Below are 17,629 nucleotides of genomic sequence, written 5' to 3'. Positions count from 1 at the left end.
AGGATATGGGACTTCCTGTTATAAAATTTGATAAAAAGGAAATAGATTTATATTCCAAGACTAATTTTGATTTTGATAAAATCAAGAATCTTAAAAGGTTTAATGATGTGAATTACCAAAAATACTTAAGATATTTAAGTTTAAATATTAAAAGTATTTTGACTTGTAGTGTAGATGATTTAGATAAAATTGCTAAAAATTTTAAAAAAATTATTGACTTTAAAAATAAATTGAAGTGTACAAATAGGATAGGTAGAAAAAATTGTTCGAATTGTTCAAATTGTAAAAAAAATATTTTAGATAATGAGTTTGTAAGCAAAATCCAAGAAGTTTTAAAATACTCATCAAATTCTTTATCCCCATATTTTAAAGGTAGAACGAATTCAGCTTGTTATATATGTAATGCCCAATATACTATATTTGCAAACAATTCTAAAGGAAGTAAACTAATATTCGAATTTGATCATTATTATCCTAAAAGTTTATTCCCAGGCTTGTCAGTTTCACTTTATAATTTGATTCCAATTTGCGGTTCATGTAATAAATTTAAAGGTAATAGAGAATATGACATAAAAAGAATGCATTCTAATTTGAAATTTGAACTAGATAATTTGTCATTAGGTAATTACCTTACAAAAGGTTTGAAACTAAGTATTAAAATTAACGATGTAACTAATATCTCAAAAAAGTTTTATTTAAGTGAAATTTATGAACATCATACAGATTACATAGAAGAATTAATACAAAGAAAAATAAAGTATAACAATGCATATAAAAGTAAACTTGAAAAAAAATTTGGAAGAATTGTTGGAAATTTCAGCGCTATTGAAAATAGGCTTGAATTAGGTACTTACACAAGTAATGAAGGTATTTATAAGAGACCACTATCTAAATTTTTGCAAGATATTAATGATCAGTTGAATTCTCTTTAAATATAAAATGTGTTCCCAAACTATACTAAACAACATTTTTGTAAATAGTGTATTATTAAATAAGTATTAAATTACCTATATACGGTTTTCATAAACAATTGCTAGACTTAAATATTTACGAATATTATACATTTTTGCTGTATAGCGGCTATAAAATTAATAATTACGCAAAACACCCCAACCGAAAGATTTTCTAAAACAGCAACTAGGGGGATGCTCCGTAGATAAAGCATAGTAAAGGCTACCTTAATGCATGAAACACATTTTCGGTAAAAAAGCATATAAATAGAAAATTCGGCAATCTCTTTATGAAATAGCCGAATTTTTTACTTTTTCTGGTATGTTTTACTAATTGAGTAATTCTTATTTTTTTAACAATTGCTCTAAATATGTGGTTTTATCTTTTTCTGCCTGTAATAGGCGTTCGTATAATTTCTTGTTCTCATCATATGCCTCAACAAGCTTGTCTAAAGGGTTGAAATTACAGAAATTGTTATATATAGGACTATCTGTGATTGTACTATTAATTATATTTAACATCTTTTCGTCCGAATATTCTTTGATAGCGTTTGCCGGTACCTTCAATGCTTTGGCAATTTCGTTCAACTTGGCATCGTCTAATTCTTCTGTATTTTCTATTACCGACATTTTCTGCTGGCTGATACCCAGAATCTCGGCAAGTGTTTCTTGTTTCATTCCTTTCATTTCGCGTATGCGGCTGATGTTGCGTCCTAAATGCTTTTTTTGAGTCGTCTCCATAAGTCCTCTGTATTTTGATAAATTCAAATATACTCATTTTTTTTTTAACAACAAAAAACTATACTGACACAGGAGTAGCTTTAAAATACCCACAGATTATTTTAGTAGTGCGCTTACAGTAGAACTGTATATAATTTATTAATACCGTATGCTTTAATAACAGATAGTTTTAAGCGCCATTATCATTAAAACGAGCGTTGACAAGTTGAAACCGTAAGGTTAACGGCTTCCAAGTTGTAAGATAAAGTATGGACGTAATTGAGCGAAAAATCATAAGGGAGAGAAGCGAAATCGAAGATTCAAGAATACATTAATATAAAATAAAAAAGAGTGAATACTTTTTTATGATTTAGCTTGCAAAACGTAGTCGACCGTTTTAATGATGAGGCAAGAAATCGGAGATTCATGATTTCAAAATGTATAATAGATAATTGATCATACAAAAAGAAAAGATTTTTGTTTCTTTTGATCTTTCAAAAGAAGAAAACAAACTTCTCGATATACTACTTTACTCGAAATGACGCTTCTCAACTCAATAGGCTATTTATGAGAATCTAAAACGGGCATTCACGGCGGTGTGAGCGTCAGTGAGTTGAATACAACGTAAAATCAAAAGCTGTTTGAGCTTTGATAAAGCGAGTTTTTTTGATATAGTTGTAAAAACGTATACTGACCACGAGAAGTGGAGCTGAGGCATTTTGTTTCTTTTGTGCGGCAAACTGTTAGGTTCACGGCTTCCAAGCTGTAAAATAAAGCATGGACGTAAAAGAAAAAGACTTTGGTTACTGAATCAAAAGTGCATTTAGACCGATTAAAAATGCACCGCAATGAAAGATTTTTATTCGTGCTTTAATATTTTGTTTTAGTAATCATGAACACTCGCCTAAGACCACTCTGTAAAGAATATATAAATCAGAATAGGCTTGTGTGTGGTACTTTTTATCTTTAAAAAGTACAGAGAAAGCGAAAGGAATCCATTAAGTACAATAGAGATTGAGAATAGAATGAGACATTTCAGTCTGCTCAAGATAGCCGTCACTTCGGTTAAGTTTCACATAATAAGTTCTCGACAAGCTCGAACGGACGTGGAGGGAAATCTTAAGGAAGTTAAATATTAAAGTTCTCGACGAGCTCGAACCGACGGATGTTTGATAATTTTGAGACAGTTTGTCATTCCGAGGTACGAGGAATCTCTTCACTCAAGATAACCTTCAGTTCGGTAGCTAACATATTTTTATCCGAACATTTTATTTTTCAAGTCCATATCAGCACCAAGAATTCTAACAACTTCAATGTGTTGGGTACTGATAATTTTGTAGAAAATTATATGTTTATTAGCCGAAAACTTGAAAATTTCAAGACCTATTTCCTCAAAATTTTTTCCAATAGTTGGATTTTCTGCAAGTAATTCGCAATATTCAATTAATTCAAAATAATATTTTTCAGCTTGGAATTCAGACCAAAATTCAAAAGTATACTCATAAATCTTAGAAAGATCCTCAACCGCTTTATTGCTTAATTTGTAATTTGGCATTATTCTTCATTTTTTCCTTTAAAGATTCAAGATGTTTTTTAGCATCAAAATCTTCTGCTATTCCGCTATCAATACCTTCTTGAATTGCATTTTTAAGAATTTGAATTTTATTCTCCTCATCTTCTAATAGTCGTAATCCGGCACGGATTACTTCGCTGGCATTTTTAAATCGTCCTTGCGTAACTTTTGTATCCACAAAATTCTCAAAGTAATCTCCTAAAGAAACTGATGTATTTCGTCCCATCTCTATGGCTTTAATAATTAATACCCTAAAGTTACCAAATTTTGGTAATTTATACAAATTTATTAAAATCTTTAGAACAATCACCACTAACATTATAAGAATGAATATGTGTATCCGTGGTAAATAAATGCTTAATGAATGAACTTCATCAGAATAAAAAAAAAAACTGAAATAACTGGTTAGGAGAATCAAAGCGCCATTGGGTTGGAAGCGCCAGTTAAATTGTTGAAACAAGCGTAAACTAATCGGGGAGCAAAGCGCCGATTCGATATAGTTAGCTTGTAGGACAATATTTAACCGCTTTTAACCCGCGGCAAGAAAAAAGATTTTTGTTTCTTTTGATCTTTCAAAAGAAGAACATAATCTTCTCGATATACTACTTTACTCGAAATGATACTTCTTAACTGAATAAACTATAATTAACAGCTTTCAATCTTTAAAATAATACCTATACTTAATTGTACAAATAACAGAAATAAAGAAAAATAATTTATGCAGTACAATCTATAAAAACAGAAGAAGTTGTATAAACTAGCGGTATGCATTTTTATCAGCTTGTCCCGAGAATCGGGAAGTGTCTATACACTGAGTGAAGGGTAAATCGTTGGGTGGTCAGTGAGCCCGCCGAACTGCGGTGTAGTAGCTTCAAAGGTGCATTTCGACCGATTAAAAATACACCGCAATAAAAGACTTTTGCTTCTTTTAGTCATAAAAGAAGGAGTATTACAATCGTTACATTAGATAGGTAAAAAACACAGAAAACCGCCTGTCGGTATTTTACTACACCTTCATGGTACAATACACTCCTTCATAGTACGGTACACAAAAACAGTTATGCAACTTTGACTTATACAACTTTAAATCTGTTAGTATGAAAAGTTCAAACCACACAATACCCACCGAAATCCACGATTCGTTAAGGCAGTTCATCTTAAACGCTATAAGAATTTCTAATGTTTATATGGTGTTCTATACACCAGTTGTCAACAGCAGCCTTAAACTGCTCACATTGGTTGTAGCTAAAGATACCGATGGAGATACGCTGGCAGGTTTACAAAGCCAGATACAGGTATTGGACGCCTTAACACGGCACGATACTTTGATAAGTGTAAACTACCATACCGTAGCACCGCAGCATTCGCAGTTTCATTTTAGTTTTCTGCAACTGCATTTACAGCCTTGCTTTGTAGTGTATGCCGATCAGCCAAAGCGGTGGAACGGCTTGTTTCAAAATTTTTACAGTAACGATAAACAGAAAGCATCAATGCTTTTTGCAAATCATATCAAGGCTGTGGAGCATCGAGTAAAAGAGGCTGTAGTACTGCTTGTAGAACCATTGGTGAAGCAGCAGTTATATCAGGCGGCTCATGTAGCGTTACTCGAAACCTTTTCCTATTATATCGATGTGCTTAAAAACGTATTGCTTCCCAAGTCGGTACATCAGGATTTTAATGAGTCGGAATTAACCCGCTTTGTGGAGTTGTATTATCCGGAGCTTTCTAAAAATTTAAAACGAATTGCTAAAATAAAAACGGTGTCGTTTAATGATCAGTCACAATATGTAATAGGGCATTCCCACGAAAGTATTATAGAAAAGATAACAACAAGGGTAGTAGAGCTGCAAACGGGTTGCTTTAACAGGTTGAACAGGTTTTACACTAAAAGGCTCGAAAGTCAGGTTCTAGATACTATAAAGCAAGAAACGCTCCTGCTGAAACAGCTGGTCTCTTTTCTAACCAATTGTTATAAGATAGATGCTGTTTATCTGTTAAGCACCAATAGCATCATTAAGGCGGATTCAGACAATACTTATAAATTCAATCTGTTATTGATAGCTCCTGCAATGCGAGTACAGCAACACGATATGCTAACGCACAAAGTATCCCATTATTTCAAAGGAAGGGTAGAGGTATTCTGTGTGATACATACGCTTGATTGGCTGCAAAATAACGGCAACAGGTTTCAATTGTTCTTAAAAGAATTCGTCATACCTCAAAATTTACGGTATCTGAGAAACAACCTTACCATTAACGAAAACGTGCTTCAAAGTACCAGCACGGCTGATATAAAGAAATTACAAAAGCAGTATTGGAATGAACGTCTTACGTATGTTTCTCCTTGGTTTATCGCATTTCAACAGGAAAATTTAGTCTACAAGTCCGGACATATATTACTTCTTAAAAGTATGTTCCAGCATTTGGTACTCGGGCTTTTACATAAGAAAGTGCAGTACGTACCCGCTATGTACAGTTGCCGATACCTTATGCAGTTATTGGAAGCCTTCTTACCCGAAATTTTTAAAGTATGTGTGCATACTGATGATGTAAAGGAAATTCTTGATCTGTTAAATACCTCGATGTATTTTTATCCCAGATGCGATGGCGGACTGCCGGAACATGATCAGTTGGTTTTTACGAAAACCTTGTGTTTGTGCGAAAAGTTGTACAATCACGCCGCAACGTAGCTGTTCATTGGGGGGAGGAATGCTTAGGGGATAATTAAAACAAACCTTATGATCAATAAACCGACTATTAATTTTAAAATATAGAAATGATGGAAACAAAAAAAGAATTTTTCAAAAAGGTAGATTTTACTAAAAAATTACAAAACGGACTGACAACACTGGTTAGTCAGAAGTTACTTTGCATCGCATGGTATGGCAATGCGGTCAGCAATAAAAAAATAAAAATACTGTGGCTCTATGTAAAAAACAAAAAGGAAGCCGCTGCTGTTTTTTCTGATCAAAACAGGGCAGTATTTTTTGCAGATGAAGAAGTGCTGGTAGTATTGTTGGACGAAGATGATGTAACAAAACATAAAAAGCTCAACAGTCCCTTTATACATTTAAACCTGAGCAAAGCGGAAGTAATGTATACCGATGATGAAACCGCAATGCTTTCGGACTATTACTTCTGGGAACACTTCAAAAAATTTAAGGAACGGTATATTGAAAGACAACAGCTGTTAAAATCGTATACCGATGATTTTATAAAAGATGAATTAGAAGGAAGCTGTTACCTGTTCCTTAAAGGTTACGAAAAAGAATTGGAAACATTGGAGCTTTTATTTCTGGGTGCTGTAAATGTTAAAGGCAGCTTAACAGAGCGCTTACTCATTATTGAAAAAATATGCCCATTATTAAAATCGGTCTTTGTTAAACAAGGCAGCGATACTTTTTATCTGCTTGAACAGCAAAGCCTTTCAGACGCTGGAATTTATGATGATTGGGGAAAAGCACTGAAAAAAGCACAAAAGAAGATAAAGAAAATCATACTGCAGATATTTGAGGAGTTGGATAAGAACAAACAAATAGTCAGTCTGCAACAACAAGATACAGTTCCATTTAAATATTCAGATCATTTAAAACAGCTGCAAAGTAGCGAGGAGGTCGAAGAAATATTCCTGTTCCACGAAACAGTGAGCTATTTGGGTAACAAAACGGTGCGCTGCTTCTATCTGTTGTTGATTACGAAAGAAAAAGTTTCAAAACCACTGCAGGAAATCATCAGGGAAATTGAAACGGCAGATGATGAGGTGCAGTTCGCAATAATTGCCCACAACCGTTTTTATATACAGTATAATGTATATGTACAGCAGGGCTTTTATAAAAAGGTGTGTAAATCCGGCAACAGAATTCATACTTCGGGATATCAACCTGCCATCCATTGGCGCAATAACTGGTATTCTGATTATCATGAGAATTTGTTCGAAATTAAGTACTCAACGAAAAACATTGCAAATTTTGTAGATAATACTATACTCGTAACAGAAGATTATTTAGAAATACCATCAAAGAAATTGCGAGAATGCTTCGTATGCACGTTGCAAATATATATTCTGTATTATTTGGATTACGTACCTAACTCTAAAAATATAAACACCTTGTTGCAGTTGGTACGGTATGCCGGTATAACAAATGAAGAATTTGAACAACTGGTACAAAACATCAAACCGCTACTTTTTAATGATGAGGTAGACAGAAATAAAGTAAGGGAAAAAAATATTAGATTGCAAGGGCAGATGCTGCAAAATTTGCAGTCCTTTTTCAGAATAATAAATTTATCACAAGCCGAGATCGAATAATTACACCAATTATATAATGATTGCTATTTCAATGAAAACAGTAGGTTTTGTATGAAGTAGCAATCATTTTTTAGAATGGTAAAGGTTCAAACTATATGTAACCGCACTAATAAAAGCTAATACGAAACAAAACAGCCTTTTTGAAGATCATTTGTGATGTTTGTTATACATATAAAACCCTGCCCACAAAAGGTTGTTCGTGAATTTCAAAGATATCATTTTTAGCTTTGGTTACTACGTTTATTTCTTCGTACGAACCATCGGGTTGTAAAGCTTCTACACCAAATTTTCTGTTTTCAGCACCATTGCACTGCATGGTGAATACAAAACCTGTCAGCGTTTCTTTAAAATCTTGTTCTGTGAATGTTACGGTGTTCATCTTGTTCTACTTTTTTAAAATGTTGTAATTAATTAATCAAGTGATTGTTTTGATTGTTTTAGTTTAAGTTCTATTTTGTTGCTTGCATTACCGTCAGTAGTTTTTTGAAACGGAGCAGCATCATCAACTGTAATGTCTGGCTCGTAAAATAAATCGAAAGAATAGACTCCGGCATCTAAAATAGCTTCGTGCGGTTCGTATGTCACTTCACATTCTTGTTTTAGAGAATTTAGTTCACTAAAAATAATGCCTTTCTGTACTTGATTTTGTCCTACAGCAGAAAGTTCAACATAAACATCAGACTGTGGTTTTTCTGTATTGTCATTACTGTGATTCATAGCTTTTAAATTTTGAATAGGTAAAATGTATATAAATACTTACAAAAAACAGACCTAATTTAAGTAAAGGTCATTCTTTAATGATATCGTCTAAAGAGGTATGCTTGCTTAAAAAGTCAGATTTTTTCACAACCGTCATTTCTCCATTCAATTCCATTACCACCGCACGGACATCTTCAATACGTTCTATGCGGTATTGCCGTATTTCTGAGTAGATTTCTTCTTCTATAATCAGTTCTTTCTTCATGGCTTCTTTTAAAAATTCACCATTATAAAACAAAAGGGTAGGTGTGGAATTGATGGCTTTTTCCATGGTTTCTGATTTTTTTGCAAGAAATGCCAACAGATATTGAAGCGCAATAATAACCGTTAGTGCAGTGAGCCCTTCAGTTACCGTTACTTTTAATAAAATCATTGACGATAAAGTTGAACCAAGTGTTACCGAGACTACAAAATCAAAAGCGTTCAATTTGGCAAGGGTTCTTTTACCCGAAATCCGAATGAACAGAAATAAGGTGATGTACGATACCGTTGCGCAAATTAGTATATGATACAGGCTTTCCCAGTCTTTAAAAAATAAGTCTTTCATAATATTTGTTTACATTATTATTACACAAAATAAGCACCCGAAGGTGCTTTTATTATCGCTGAACCATACTGCTTGTATTGTTACTTTGCCTGCCGTTTAAATAATGAATGGCGGCTACAATAAGTAACGGACTCAGTATTGAAATGGCTGCTATTGCTAAAAGGGTATTCTTTTTCATGAGTCATTATTTTAAAGTTAAACATGTGGTGTTACTTTGAAAGGATTAAACGCATTGATACCATCGATTAATTTTTCGCGATCGTTAGAATCATACCATCTTTTGGTATTTCTGTCGAAGAATGACAAAACAGTCATGTAAACATTGTTGATTTTCCAATTTACAACGTACAGACCAGATTCCTCTGGCTGACTTTCCGGGTATTTTATCCATCGTGCTATTTTCATAAGTTTATGGTTTACAATTGTGAAGCATCCATATTAATGCACCCGGTTGCTACATCTGTTAAGATTTTATCGGCTTCACATTCTTCTGCCAATGTTTGCTGCAATAATTTTGCTGCATCATTCTCTCCCAAAACTTTTGCAAAGGCAAAAAGAGTTCCGTAAGTTGCCATTTCATAATGCTCAATCTTTTGTGAAGCTGCTATAATTGCTGCATCACGCACCGGTCCGTAAGCGGTTTCTTCTAGCATATTGTCGCCTTCTTTTAAAAGTCCGGCAAGTGCTTCGCATTTTTTACCTACGGCTTTTTCATTCAAAAGCTGAAAAATCTGCTCTAAACGAACTACCTGATTTTCGGTCATGGCATGATGATCCGAAATACTTGACTGCAATTTCGGCGATGAAGCATTGGCAACCATTTTTGGCAGTGCTTTTACCAAAGCTTGTTCTGCCCAGTAAATATCTTTCAAAGCATCTATAAATAATTCTTTAAGGTTGGTTGATGCGTTTTCTGCTGCTTCAACAACAGCTTCCTTATTGTTATTTATAGGGGCTGCTGTACTGTTTTGTTTTTCGTTATTTTTCATAATTTATTGGTTTATTTGTTCGTTCCTAATATTTCTTCGCGTTTCCAGAATCGGTGCATTTTAACGGCATCAATAAAGGCTGTTTCAAATGAATTTTTATGGGTATGACTGTTGGTTATAATTCCGCCGTCTTTCAAATCATCGCCTTTAGCCATAAACTGCGGTGCAGATAGCAAATCAATACCGTCGCCGTCTGTTCCGATAATTTTACAGTGTCTGTAGGCATCATTTAAAAATTCCATGACATCGGGATCTGATGCTAATCCTGCCTGATTTTCCCCATCGGGAATAAAAACGGCATCAAAAAGTACCGATGACGAAGTGAAAAAACTAAATTTCACTGCAATTTCTCCTCCTTCTTTGGTTGATACAAATCCAAGGTTCGGACCAATAATACATGCTTCGGCATCTTCTGCTACCAATGCTTTCTTCATTTTCATAACCGAGGCCTCACTTACCCCATGATTACATATAAAAGCAATTTTGCGTGATGCAATGGTTGGTTTTACCGTAGGATTTTTAATCATACTCAACGCATCGGACGTTACAATATTTTTTGAAATTTCTGTCGGCTCGTTACCACCAACTTTGTCTGCACCCACACCATGGTTCATTGGTTGTTCGGGTTGTGCAGGAACTTTTGCTCCCAAGCCTTCTGCAACCTTTTCTGCCAATTCACGATTTATTTTTGATAATAAGCCCAACATACGCACGCGGATTGCAGTTGTTTCTACTTTTCCAAGTTCAAAACGTAATGCTTTAACCATGTGCTGTTGCTCGATAGTTGTCTGACTTTCGTAAAACATGCGTGCCTGACTGAAATGATCGTTAAAGCTGTTGCTTCTTGCACGAACTTTATGCGCATCAACACGTTCGTTAAAACTGGTAAATCCGCCTTCTGCAATCATTGCCTGATAAGGGCAACCGCCACCTAACGAATTTGGATGATAGCTTACCCGACCTTTGTTTATTTCTTGTCGCATGTGCCCGTCGCGCTGGTTGTTATGCGTTGGCGAGATACTGCGGTTGATAGGGATTTCATGAAAATTAGGACTTCCTAATCTGGAAAGTTGCGTATCTGTATAAGAAAACAATCTGCCTTGAAGCAGTGGATCGTTGGTGAAATCGATTCCTGGAACGATATGTCCTGGATGAAAAGCTACTTGTTCTGTTTCTGCAAAGAAATTATCCGGATTTTTATTCAAAACCATACGTCCTACAATAGTAATAGGAACCACTTCTTCGGGAACTATTTTGGTTGGATCTAATAGGTCAAAATCGAATTTATGTTCGTCTGCCTCCGGAATAATCTGTAATCCTAGTTCCCATTCAGGAAAATTGCCTGATTCTATAGCTTCCCACAAATCCTGACGGTGAAAATCGGGATTATTTCCTGATATTTTCTGCGCTTCGTCCCAAACAACGGCATGCGTTCCCAATTTCGGTTTCCAATGGATCTTTACAAAATGCGATTCATTCTCTGCATTTATAAATCTGAAGGTGTGCACGCCAAAACCTTCCTGCATGCGGTAACTGCGCGGAATGGCACGGTCGCTCATCAACCACATAATCATGTGCATAGATTCGGGCATCAGCGAAATAAAATCCCAAAAGGTATCGTGTGCCGATGCAGCCTGTGGAATTTCATTGTGTGGCTCTGGTTTCACTGCGTGAACTAAATCTGGGAATTTAGCAGCATCCTGTATAAAAAATACGGGCATATTGTTGCCTACAAAATCATAAATACCTTCTTCTGTATAAAATTTTACCGAGAAACCGCGAACATCTCTTGCTAAATCGGTAGATCCTCTTGATCCGGCTACGGTAGAAAATCGAGTAAAGATTGGAGTTCGTTGCCCTGCTTTTTGTAGAAATGCAGCTTTTGTAAACTGCGGAATTGGGTTAGTAACTTCAAAGAAACCGTGAGCTCCCGATCCTCTTGCATGTACAATTCGCTCTGGAATTCGCTCGTGATCAAAATGGGTGATTTTTTCTCGTAGGATAAAATCTTCTAAAAGGGAAGGACCTCTTTCACCGCTTTTCAGAGAATTATTGTCATCGTTGACTTTTACTCCCTGATTGGTTGTTAGAAATTTATTGGTTCCGTCTGATTTGTTTATCGACAAATCGTCTTGCTTGTCTTCTTGTCGATTTGGTTTGTTAGTGTTGTTTTCTTTCATTGCAATTTATGTTTGTTTTGTTAATTAGTCAGGTTGTTACTATTTAAATATTCAAACAATATTCCAATACTATTTAAGTTAGAACCTATAAGGAATTATTAAAGAGAAGATGAATTTTTTTCACAAATAAGTGTGGTTTTAATATACATTTTGTGAACTATTTTCATTATAATTTTTTATGATAATATTGTTTTTATTATTTTTTTAATTTGATTAATATTATTAATATTTCTATGTTTTAACTTATTTATGTTGATTATTTCTTTTGTGATTGAATTTCCTCCATGGCTTTTTACAATTTTAACTTTTATAGCGAAAGATGATATTTTATTTAAATTTTTTGTTGTAAGCATTTGATAATTAACTGAATATACACAATTGTTAAAATGTAGATAACCAAAATTTAACTATGGTCATATAATAATCACTTCGGAAAATTTAAAAAAGCATCTAATGAGTAATATTCAATTGGTTTCAATTTTGCTTATCAAAATAGAGTACGCTGTAAATATCCTTATACATTAATAAATCCACTAAAATGCTATTTGTCTCACTAAATACAAAAGTTATGGATACAGATAAATCAATCAGTGTAAATAACGCCGGTTTTAATGATGCCCCACATAAAGAACCCGATTACCTTTCAGGCAAAGTGATCGACGGTTTAAACGGGAAACTGTTTAACACGGGTAAGGGTAGTTATGAATCAACTTATAAGAGTCAGGAACAGGATTTAAATTGTGACAATTGGATTAATTAGGATATCAAACACAAAATCTTATGGAAAATGATGATTTTAATGCTATTCCCGCACAAATAAAAAAATGGATACCGTTACAGAATAAAGGGAAGTACAGTGATACATACAGCAGTTTGGAAATTAAAGAACTAAACAATCCGGATATTGCTTATAAGAGTATTAGACACCGCTTGCTTGATGTTAACAATTGGGCACATTATGCAACGTTGACAAATGCCGAATTTATATTGTTGGATAACAACGGAAAGAACTTGGAAGGATTGGCTGCCGAAGGTTGTTTTATGAAAGTACGATTTTATCGGTTGCAGAAAATTATTTCTGCACGGCATGATTTCGTTTTAGTAAAAAGTATAATTACGGTACCTGATATTTTTGGTGATGCTGTTGTTATGCAATTGATACCTGCACATAATCCTGCAAAACCGGGATCAGAAATTGAACATTTTTTTACTGCAGAGGCATCTAATACATTGGTACTTTACCGCGATGCTGTAAAGATCCATCTATCTGTTCATGGAAGAAACGAACTGCCGAATTTTAAGGTAACAAAAACAGCTAAAAAAATTAGAAATATGGTGTTTGCTGTTTTAGGTATTTTGGCTGTGAGTAAGGTGCAGTGGAAATCGCTTGCACACGGATTGTTGAACTATAACGAGAAATTATTATGAAAGAAACCTATGTTTTATTGTACGACGGCGAATGCGGATTTTGTAATTTCTGGGTAAACTGGGTAATGCAAAATGATCGCAAAGGTATTTTCAACTTCGCATCGTTGCAGGGTAATTTCGGACAGAATTTCCTTACAAATAAAAGCTTACCGCTAAAAAGATTCAATACCCTTTATTTAATACGACCAGATGGTACGGTTGATGAAAAATCTGATGCGGTTATAAAAATCTGTAGTCTACTAGGCTGTTGGTATAAACTGGGAGTTGTATTTAAGATAGTTCCAAAATTTCTTCGTGATAAAATATACGATGTTGTTGCAAAAAACCGACGCAAACTAGCATCAGGTAACTGCCCGTTACCAACCAAAGAACAACGCAAGAAGTTTATCAATTAAAAATCAAAATTTCATTAAATATATCGAACACATTATTATTAATTAAAATAATTGAGCTATGAAAAATGTACAAAAGAAAGATGCAGCAAAATCGGAAAACGGAACAATGGTAAAACCGAAAAGTTCTGCTGCCGAAGGATTACGAGAACTGTTTGTTGACGAGTTGAAAGACATTATTTATGCCGAACGAGCACTTTTAAAAGCACTTCCTAAAATGGCTAACAACAGTAGTAGTATCAAACTTAAAAAAGCAATTGAAAAACATGTAACTGTTACCGAAAAACAAGTGGAACGTTTAAAGGAAATATTTGATATTTTAGGCGAATCAGACCGAGGTAAGAAATGTGATGCAATGGAAGGGTTGATTAAAGAAGGTGACAGTATTCTGGAAGAAACCGAACCGGGACCTGTACGTGATGCTGCCATAATTTCTGCTTCTCAAAAAATCGAACATTACGAAATTGCATCGTACGGAACATTGGTTGCTTTTGCTAAAACTTTAGGTGAAGATAAAGTAGCAACTTTATTGGAAGAAACCTTGAACGAAGAAAAAGATGCCGATGTAACGCTTACCAAAGCAGCTTATAACGACATTAATTTTGATGCTGTTGAAGAAAATTAATATTTACGGTATTTGATTTTCATAAAACCATCCTTGTTACAGGATGGTTTTATTTTATTCCTATAAACGTTGTAGAAGCACTATCGCTTTCTTAAGTTTTGTAATTCTGTTTCTACCTCCTTGTAAACTTTTTCATATAAGTGTTTATCGCCTTTTGTTGCTACTTTTAAAATCATCATACATTCATTAAGAAACCGTGGTGCAAAATTTGGGTCGGATGCTGCTATTTCTTTACAATTGTCTAAAATATCTGCATATTTAATTGTTTGCGAATCGGCACTTGTTTGTGCAATACGTAAGGTTTCTTTTTCCTTTCGCTGTTTCCTGTTTAAATGCGGATACGCTTCTTTTATATATACATCTGTAAGCTTCACTACAAGTTCAAGAGTTTGCTTGGCAACCTCGTTATCCATTACTGTTTCTAAAAAAGAAAAAAGTTCCTCTTCGGTAACAGGCGTATCTTCCAGAACATCATGAAGCAGTGCAGCAGCCAGTATTTGAATCTTATTAGTATATGCTGAACAGGTTTCCATAACCCGTATGGGATGCACAATATACCGTTCATCGCTGTACTTGCGTTTCTGTTCACCATGAGCAATATCTGCAAATTGCAGTATTTTATAAAGCGTATCATCCATAATATGATTGTTTTTTGATATATTTAAAGTACAAAAAAGCGGATGTTCTACACCCGCTTCAAAAATTGTTAGAAAATGAAACGCTTTATTTTTTGTCTTTCGTTTCTTTTTCGTTCGATGTAATATCGTCACCTTTTACTTTTTGTTCTTCGTGCACCCGGCTGTCCAAATTATCTTTATTGTCCGGTCTGTTATCTTGCGATTTTTTAACTGGGTCTGTGTTGTTTTTCTGTTGATCTTTCATAACATAAATATTTAGGTTAAACTTATCTTCAGATTGATAAAACACACACTCATTGACCGACCAAAGCAATGAGTGTGCAAAATTCTGTTATTCAAAACTGATAATATAAATCCAATAGTTGTGCCGTGATACTGTATAAAAGGATATTTTTTTACCAATACTGTTATGGACCTTGATATTTATTGTTGGTTATAAAATCATAAAGATAATTACTGATTTTCAATCGTTTAAAAGTTCTACATTTTGTGAAAAATTTCACATATTAGATGTGAAAATTAATTCACTTAAACTTCTTTTCAAAAAAAGAAACATTTTTTCAAAAGTTTGATTTGCAGGAGATAATTTATAATATGTCCATTTATGTGTTGAATAAATTGGACTTAATTAAAGGATAAAACTGTATGGTTTACTATTTGCTTTTTTATAAATAATAAATAAAGAAAACATGGAGAAAAAGACTTTTTTTAAAACAGCATTCGGAATTCTTAAAGAAACCGTGAATACTTTCTTAGATAATAAGGGATTAAAGCTCAGTGCATCCTTGGCATATTATACTTTGTTTTCAATGGCTCCACTGTTGCTGTTGGTAATTTCATTGGCAGGGGCTTTTTTTGGAAGGGAAGCGATTGAAGGCAGTGTATTCGGAGAATTAAACGGATTGGTTGGAAATGAGGCGGCTGCGCAGATACAGCAGATCATTAAAAATATGGAACTTTCGGGTAGTACCACCTTATCTTTGGTAATTGGTGCTGTAAGTTTGATAATTGGTGCTACTACTGTTTTCGGAGATATTCAGGATTCTGTAAATAAAATATGGAGCGTAAAGGCAAAACCAGAGAAAGGATGGCTTAAATTGGTTAAAGACCGTTTACTTTCTGGCTCTATCATCATCGGACTTGGTTTTTTATTGATAGTAGCTTTGGTAGTAAATGGTGCTGTTTCGGCTTTTGATTACCTGTTGAAGGGATGGTTGCCCGATTTTTCAGTTATTCTTTTAACCGCACTTACTGCGTTGGTAAATTTCTTAGTATTGACACTTTTATTTGGTATAATTTATAAGGTTTTGCCCGATGCTAAAATCAAATGGCGCGATGTAAGGGCAGGTGCATTGTTTACGGCGGCACTCTTTATGCTAGGCAGATATGTCATCGGGATCTATATCGATAAAGCCGATGTAGGATCACCTTATGGCGCGGCAGGTTCGCTTATTATTATCTTAATTTGGGTATATTATTCTGCGGTAATCTTATACATAAGTACTTCGTTCACTAAAGTATATGCTGCTGCAAAAGGCGAAAACATCAAGCCGTCTGATCATGCGGTCTATGTAGAAGAAAAAGAGGTGGAAAGCGAGAACGAATCGGTATTGAAAGATGTTGACCAGCAGAAAGAACTATAAAAAGCATCTTGACTTTTACTTAAGTATTTTAATATTCTTTTTTTTTGTTTTACAGAAATAGATCCCTAAATAAAAGTATTGAGAACTTCAGCTAAAGCACAAAACCTTTAGCAAAGAAAACTTTTATTAAAATCAAGAAGAAGATTATTATGTGTGTTCTATGGGTCAAAAAATGCACAAAACCCATGAAAGCACAAAAAAGCCAATGGAAACCGAAATATAGAAATAATTTTAGACGATATTTGTTAAAAGGAAACCAAAAAAACCGAGTTAGACTTTAAATTAATAGCTTTACCGCACAACTTAAGAAAGAAAATTGCTGTATAAGGGCAATTTTATGCATGAAACAAAGAATTTTTAGAAGCCGGTAAAAATCGATTGTCTGGAGATATAAGCCGTTAGGCTACCAGTGACGAGATTTTAGATCTAAAGAAAGAAAAACGCCCGCTTAAAAGAAATGGTTACCGATTTGGTTTTACGCTACGCTATTGTTAAAAAAAGTTCGGAAATGCTCTATTAATCAAACAGTACAAAAGCTATATGAGATTATCGGTACCGCATTTGGCAAACGCTTTGGTACACCATAACAGTCGTTTTCAAAAATTTGGACGCGATGCCATTGTTCGTTTATGTGAAAAGAAAGAATTTAAAGACCACTTTAAAAAATTGATTCCGTATTTGCCACAAGACGAACACGACGCCTTGAAAAAGTTAATGGAAGAGATATAATTTTTAAAGAATAAAAAAAAATGGTATTAAAAAAAGCTAAAATTTATTTTAGCTTTTTTTTTGTTTTATTTAACATTTTGTTAATTTTTTTATTATATTTACAATATTAACAAGTTTAAAAACAACGAATTATGAAAAAATTTACCA

Annotated in this window: 21 protein-coding genes; 9 read left to right on the top strand and 12 right to left on the bottom strand. The window is 34.2% G+C overall.

What is annotated here, in order from left to right; genetic code table 11:
* Nucleotides 1–5: 5 nt before the first annotated feature.
* Nucleotides 6–932 carry a hypothetical protein gene (locus EG242_RS02630; protein WP_124898366.1) on the top strand — a complete coding sequence of 309 codons (927 nt, stop codon included), beginning with the start codon at nt 6–8 and terminating at the stop codon, nt 930–932.
* Nucleotides 933–1,295: 363 nt separating this feature from the next.
* On the opposite strand, the gene EG242_RS02625 is transcribed toward EG242_RS02630, so the two are convergent.
* From EG242_RS02625 to EG242_RS02615, 3 genes are all read right to left on the bottom strand, one after another.
* Nucleotides 1,296–1,691: a helix-turn-helix domain-containing protein gene (locus tag EG242_RS02625; RefSeq protein WP_124898365.1), complete on the bottom strand. Its 396-nt coding sequence runs from the start codon at nt 1,689–1,691 to the stop codon at nt 1,296–1,298.
* Nucleotides 1,692–2,925: 1,234 nt separating this feature from the next.
* Nucleotides 2,926–3,225, bottom strand: a complete 300-nt coding sequence (locus EG242_RS02620; RefSeq protein ID WP_124898364.1) for a type II toxin-antitoxin system RelE/ParE family toxin — start codon at nt 3,223–3,225, stop codon at nt 2,926–2,928.
* On the bottom strand, nt 3,200–3,469 hold the full coding sequence (locus tag EG242_RS02615) for a type II toxin-antitoxin system ParD family antitoxin (protein ID WP_124898414.1): 270 nt from the start codon (nt 3,467–3,469) through the stop codon (nt 3,200–3,202). The genes EG242_RS02620 and EG242_RS02615 overlap by 26 nt, the downstream gene beginning before the upstream one ends.
* Nucleotides 3,470–4,340: 871 nt before the next feature.
* Between EG242_RS02615 and EG242_RS02610 the strand changes: the two genes are divergently transcribed.
* Together EG242_RS02610 and EG242_RS02605 are read left to right on the top strand one after the other, a co-directional pair.
* Nucleotides 4,341–5,933 (top strand): hypothetical protein, encoded by a 1,593-nt coding sequence (locus EG242_RS02610; RefSeq protein ID WP_124898363.1) that lies wholly within the window; start codon nt 4,341–4,343, stop codon nt 5,931–5,933.
* Between the two features lie 89 nt (nt 5,934–6,022).
* Entirely contained in the window at nt 6,023–7,552 is a 1,530-nt protein-coding gene (locus tag EG242_RS02605; protein ID WP_124898362.1) for a hypothetical protein, read from the top strand.
* A 163-nt stretch (nt 7,553–7,715) separates the two neighbouring features.
* On the opposite strand, the gene EG242_RS02600 is transcribed toward EG242_RS02605, so the two are convergent.
* The 7 genes from EG242_RS02600 to EG242_RS02575 form a co-directional block, all read right to left on the bottom strand.
* The gene (locus EG242_RS02600; protein ID WP_124898361.1) at nt 7,716–7,931 is read right to left on the bottom strand and encodes a hypothetical protein; all 216 of its coding nucleotides are present in this window, start codon (nt 7,929–7,931) and stop codon (nt 7,716–7,718) included.
* 32 nt (nt 7,932–7,963) lie between these two features.
* A complete protein-coding gene (locus EG242_RS02595) occupies nt 7,964–8,269 on the bottom strand; it encodes a hypothetical protein (protein WP_124898360.1) in 306 nt (101 codons plus the stop codon).
* 70 nt (nt 8,270–8,339) lie between these two features.
* Nucleotides 8,340–8,858, bottom strand: coding sequence for a DUF421 domain-containing protein (locus tag EG242_RS02590; protein WP_124898359.1), 519 nt, complete (start codon nt 8,856–8,858; stop codon nt 8,340–8,342).
* 52 nt (nt 8,859–8,910) lie between these two features.
* A complete protein-coding gene (locus EG242_RS15115; protein WP_262673184.1) occupies nt 8,911–9,036 on the bottom strand; it encodes a hypothetical protein in 126 nt (41 codons plus the stop codon).
* Nucleotides 9,037–9,053: 17 nt separating this feature from the next.
* The gene (locus EG242_RS02585) at nt 9,054–9,263 is read right to left on the bottom strand and encodes a hypothetical protein (protein ID WP_124898358.1); all 210 of its coding nucleotides are present in this window, start codon (nt 9,261–9,263) and stop codon (nt 9,054–9,056) included.
* 11 nt (nt 9,264–9,274) lie between these two features.
* Nucleotides 9,275–9,847 (bottom strand): YciE/YciF ferroxidase family protein, encoded by a 573-nt coding sequence (locus EG242_RS02580; protein WP_124898357.1) that lies wholly within the window; start codon nt 9,845–9,847, stop codon nt 9,275–9,277.
* Nucleotides 9,848–9,858: 11 nt separating this feature from the next.
* Nucleotides 9,859–12,027: a catalase gene (locus EG242_RS02575; protein WP_124898356.1), complete on the bottom strand. Its 2,169-nt coding sequence runs from the start codon at nt 12,025–12,027 to the stop codon at nt 9,859–9,861.
* Between the two features lie 568 nt (nt 12,028–12,595).
* Here EG242_RS02575 and EG242_RS02570 point away from each other — a divergent pair.
* The 4 genes from EG242_RS02570 to EG242_RS02555 are packed head-to-tail and all read left to right on the top strand — an operon-like array spanning nt 12,596 to nt 14,472.
* Nucleotides 12,596–12,787 carry a hypothetical protein gene (locus EG242_RS02570; RefSeq protein ID WP_124898355.1) on the top strand — a complete coding sequence of 64 codons (192 nt, stop codon included), beginning with the start codon at nt 12,596–12,598 and terminating at the stop codon, nt 12,785–12,787.
* A 20-nt stretch (nt 12,788–12,807) separates the two neighbouring features.
* The gene (locus EG242_RS02565) at nt 12,808–13,455 is read left to right on the top strand and encodes a hypothetical protein (protein ID WP_124898354.1); all 648 of its coding nucleotides are present in this window, start codon (nt 12,808–12,810) and stop codon (nt 13,453–13,455) included.
* Nucleotides 13,452–13,850 (top strand): thiol-disulfide oxidoreductase DCC family protein, encoded by a 399-nt coding sequence (locus EG242_RS02560; RefSeq protein ID WP_124898353.1) that lies wholly within the window; start codon nt 13,452–13,454, stop codon nt 13,848–13,850. The genes EG242_RS02565 and EG242_RS02560 overlap by 4 nt, the downstream gene beginning before the upstream one ends.
* 58 nt (nt 13,851–13,908) lie before the next feature.
* Nucleotides 13,909–14,472, top strand: coding sequence for a YciE/YciF ferroxidase family protein (locus EG242_RS02555; protein WP_124898352.1), 564 nt, complete (start codon nt 13,909–13,911; stop codon nt 14,470–14,472).
* A gap of 80 nt (nt 14,473–14,552) precedes the next feature.
* On the opposite strand, the gene EG242_RS02550 is transcribed toward EG242_RS02555, so the two are convergent.
* Both EG242_RS02550 and EG242_RS14910 read right to left on the bottom strand, forming a co-directional pair.
* Nucleotides 14,553–15,110: an HD domain-containing protein gene (locus EG242_RS02550; RefSeq protein ID WP_124898351.1), complete on the bottom strand. Its 558-nt coding sequence runs from the start codon at nt 15,108–15,110 to the stop codon at nt 14,553–14,555.
* Nucleotides 15,111–15,195: 85 nt separating this feature from the next.
* Nucleotides 15,196–15,354: a hypothetical protein gene (locus tag EG242_RS14910; RefSeq protein WP_203227673.1), complete on the bottom strand. Its 159-nt coding sequence runs from the start codon at nt 15,352–15,354 to the stop codon at nt 15,196–15,198.
* A gap of 445 nt (nt 15,355–15,799) precedes the next feature.
* On the opposite strand from EG242_RS14910, the gene EG242_RS02545 reads away from it, so the two are divergent.
* Both EG242_RS02545 and EG242_RS02540 read left to right on the top strand, forming a co-directional pair.
* Nucleotides 15,800–16,753: a YihY/virulence factor BrkB family protein gene (locus EG242_RS02545; protein ID WP_124898350.1), complete on the top strand. Its 954-nt coding sequence runs from the start codon at nt 15,800–15,802 to the stop codon at nt 16,751–16,753.
* Between the two features lie 540 nt (nt 16,754–17,293).
* Nucleotides 17,294–17,482: a hypothetical protein gene (locus tag EG242_RS02540; RefSeq protein ID WP_124898349.1), complete on the top strand. Its 189-nt coding sequence runs from the start codon at nt 17,294–17,296 to the stop codon at nt 17,480–17,482.
* Nucleotides 17,483–17,629 lie beyond the last annotated feature (147 nt).

Source organism: Paenimyroides viscosum (assembly GCF_003858535.1).
Classification (GTDB): domain Bacteria; phylum Bacteroidota; class Bacteroidia; order Flavobacteriales; family Flavobacteriaceae; genus Flavobacterium; species Flavobacterium viscosum.
Note: the sequence above shows the minus strand (reverse complement) of the source record. Positions and strands in the feature narration are given on the sequence as shown.

Bases quoted from the DNA above. Each gene is read 5' to 3' on its own strand.
- EG242_RS02630 (WP_124898366.1), top strand. From the start codon at position 6: ATGGGACTTCCTGTTATAAAATTTGATAAAAAGGAAATAGATTTATAT.
- EG242_RS02625 (WP_124898365.1), bottom strand. From the start codon at position 1,691: ATGGAGACGACTCAAAAAAAGCATTTAGGACGCAACATCAGCCGCATA.
- EG242_RS02620 (WP_124898364.1), bottom strand. From the start codon at position 3,225: ATGCCAAATTACAAATTAAGCAATAAAGCGGTTGAGGATCTTTCTAAG.
- EG242_RS02615 (WP_124898414.1), bottom strand. From the start codon at position 3,469: ATGGGACGAAATACATCAGTTTCTTTAGGAGATTACTTTGAGAATTTT.
- EG242_RS02610 (WP_124898363.1), top strand. From the start codon at position 4,341: ATGAAAAGTTCAAACCACACAATACCCACCGAAATCCACGATTCGTTA.
- EG242_RS02605 (WP_124898362.1), top strand. From the start codon at position 6,023: ATGGAAACAAAAAAAGAATTTTTCAAAAAGGTAGATTTTACTAAAAAA.
- EG242_RS02600 (WP_124898361.1), bottom strand. From the start codon at position 7,931: ATGAACACCGTAACATTCACAGAACAAGATTTTAAAGAAACGCTGACA.
- EG242_RS02595 (WP_124898360.1), bottom strand. From the start codon at position 8,269: ATGAATCACAGTAATGACAATACAGAAAAACCACAGTCTGATGTTTAT.
- EG242_RS02590 (WP_124898359.1), bottom strand. From the start codon at position 8,858: ATGAAAGACTTATTTTTTAAAGACTGGGAAAGCCTGTATCATATACTA.
- EG242_RS15115 (WP_262673184.1), bottom strand. From the start codon at position 9,036: ATGAAAAAGAATACCCTTTTAGCAATAGCAGCCATTTCAATACTGAGT.
- EG242_RS02585 (WP_124898358.1), bottom strand. From the start codon at position 9,263: ATGAAAATAGCACGATGGATAAAATACCCGGAAAGTCAGCCAGAGGAA.
- EG242_RS02580 (WP_124898357.1), bottom strand. From the start codon at position 9,847: ATGAAAAATAACGAAAAACAAAACAGTACAGCAGCCCCTATAAATAAC.
- EG242_RS02575 (WP_124898356.1), bottom strand. From the start codon at position 12,027: ATGAAAGAAAACAACACTAACAAACCAAATCGACAAGAAGACAAGCAA.
- EG242_RS02570 (WP_124898355.1), top strand. From the start codon at position 12,596: ATGGATACAGATAAATCAATCAGTGTAAATAACGCCGGTTTTAATGAT.
- EG242_RS02565 (WP_124898354.1), top strand. From the start codon at position 12,808: ATGGAAAATGATGATTTTAATGCTATTCCCGCACAAATAAAAAAATGG.
- EG242_RS02560 (WP_124898353.1), top strand. From the start codon at position 13,452: ATGAAAGAAACCTATGTTTTATTGTACGACGGCGAATGCGGATTTTGT.
- EG242_RS02555 (WP_124898352.1), top strand. From the start codon at position 13,909: ATGAAAAATGTACAAAAGAAAGATGCAGCAAAATCGGAAAACGGAACA.
- EG242_RS02550 (WP_124898351.1), bottom strand. From the start codon at position 15,110: ATGGATGATACGCTTTATAAAATACTGCAATTTGCAGATATTGCTCAT.
- EG242_RS14910 (WP_203227673.1), bottom strand. From the start codon at position 15,354: ATGAAAGATCAACAGAAAAACAACACAGACCCAGTTAAAAAATCGCAA.
- EG242_RS02545 (WP_124898350.1), top strand. From the start codon at position 15,800: ATGGAGAAAAAGACTTTTTTTAAAACAGCATTCGGAATTCTTAAAGAA.
- EG242_RS02540 (WP_124898349.1), top strand. From the start codon at position 17,294: ATGAGATTATCGGTACCGCATTTGGCAAACGCTTTGGTACACCATAAC.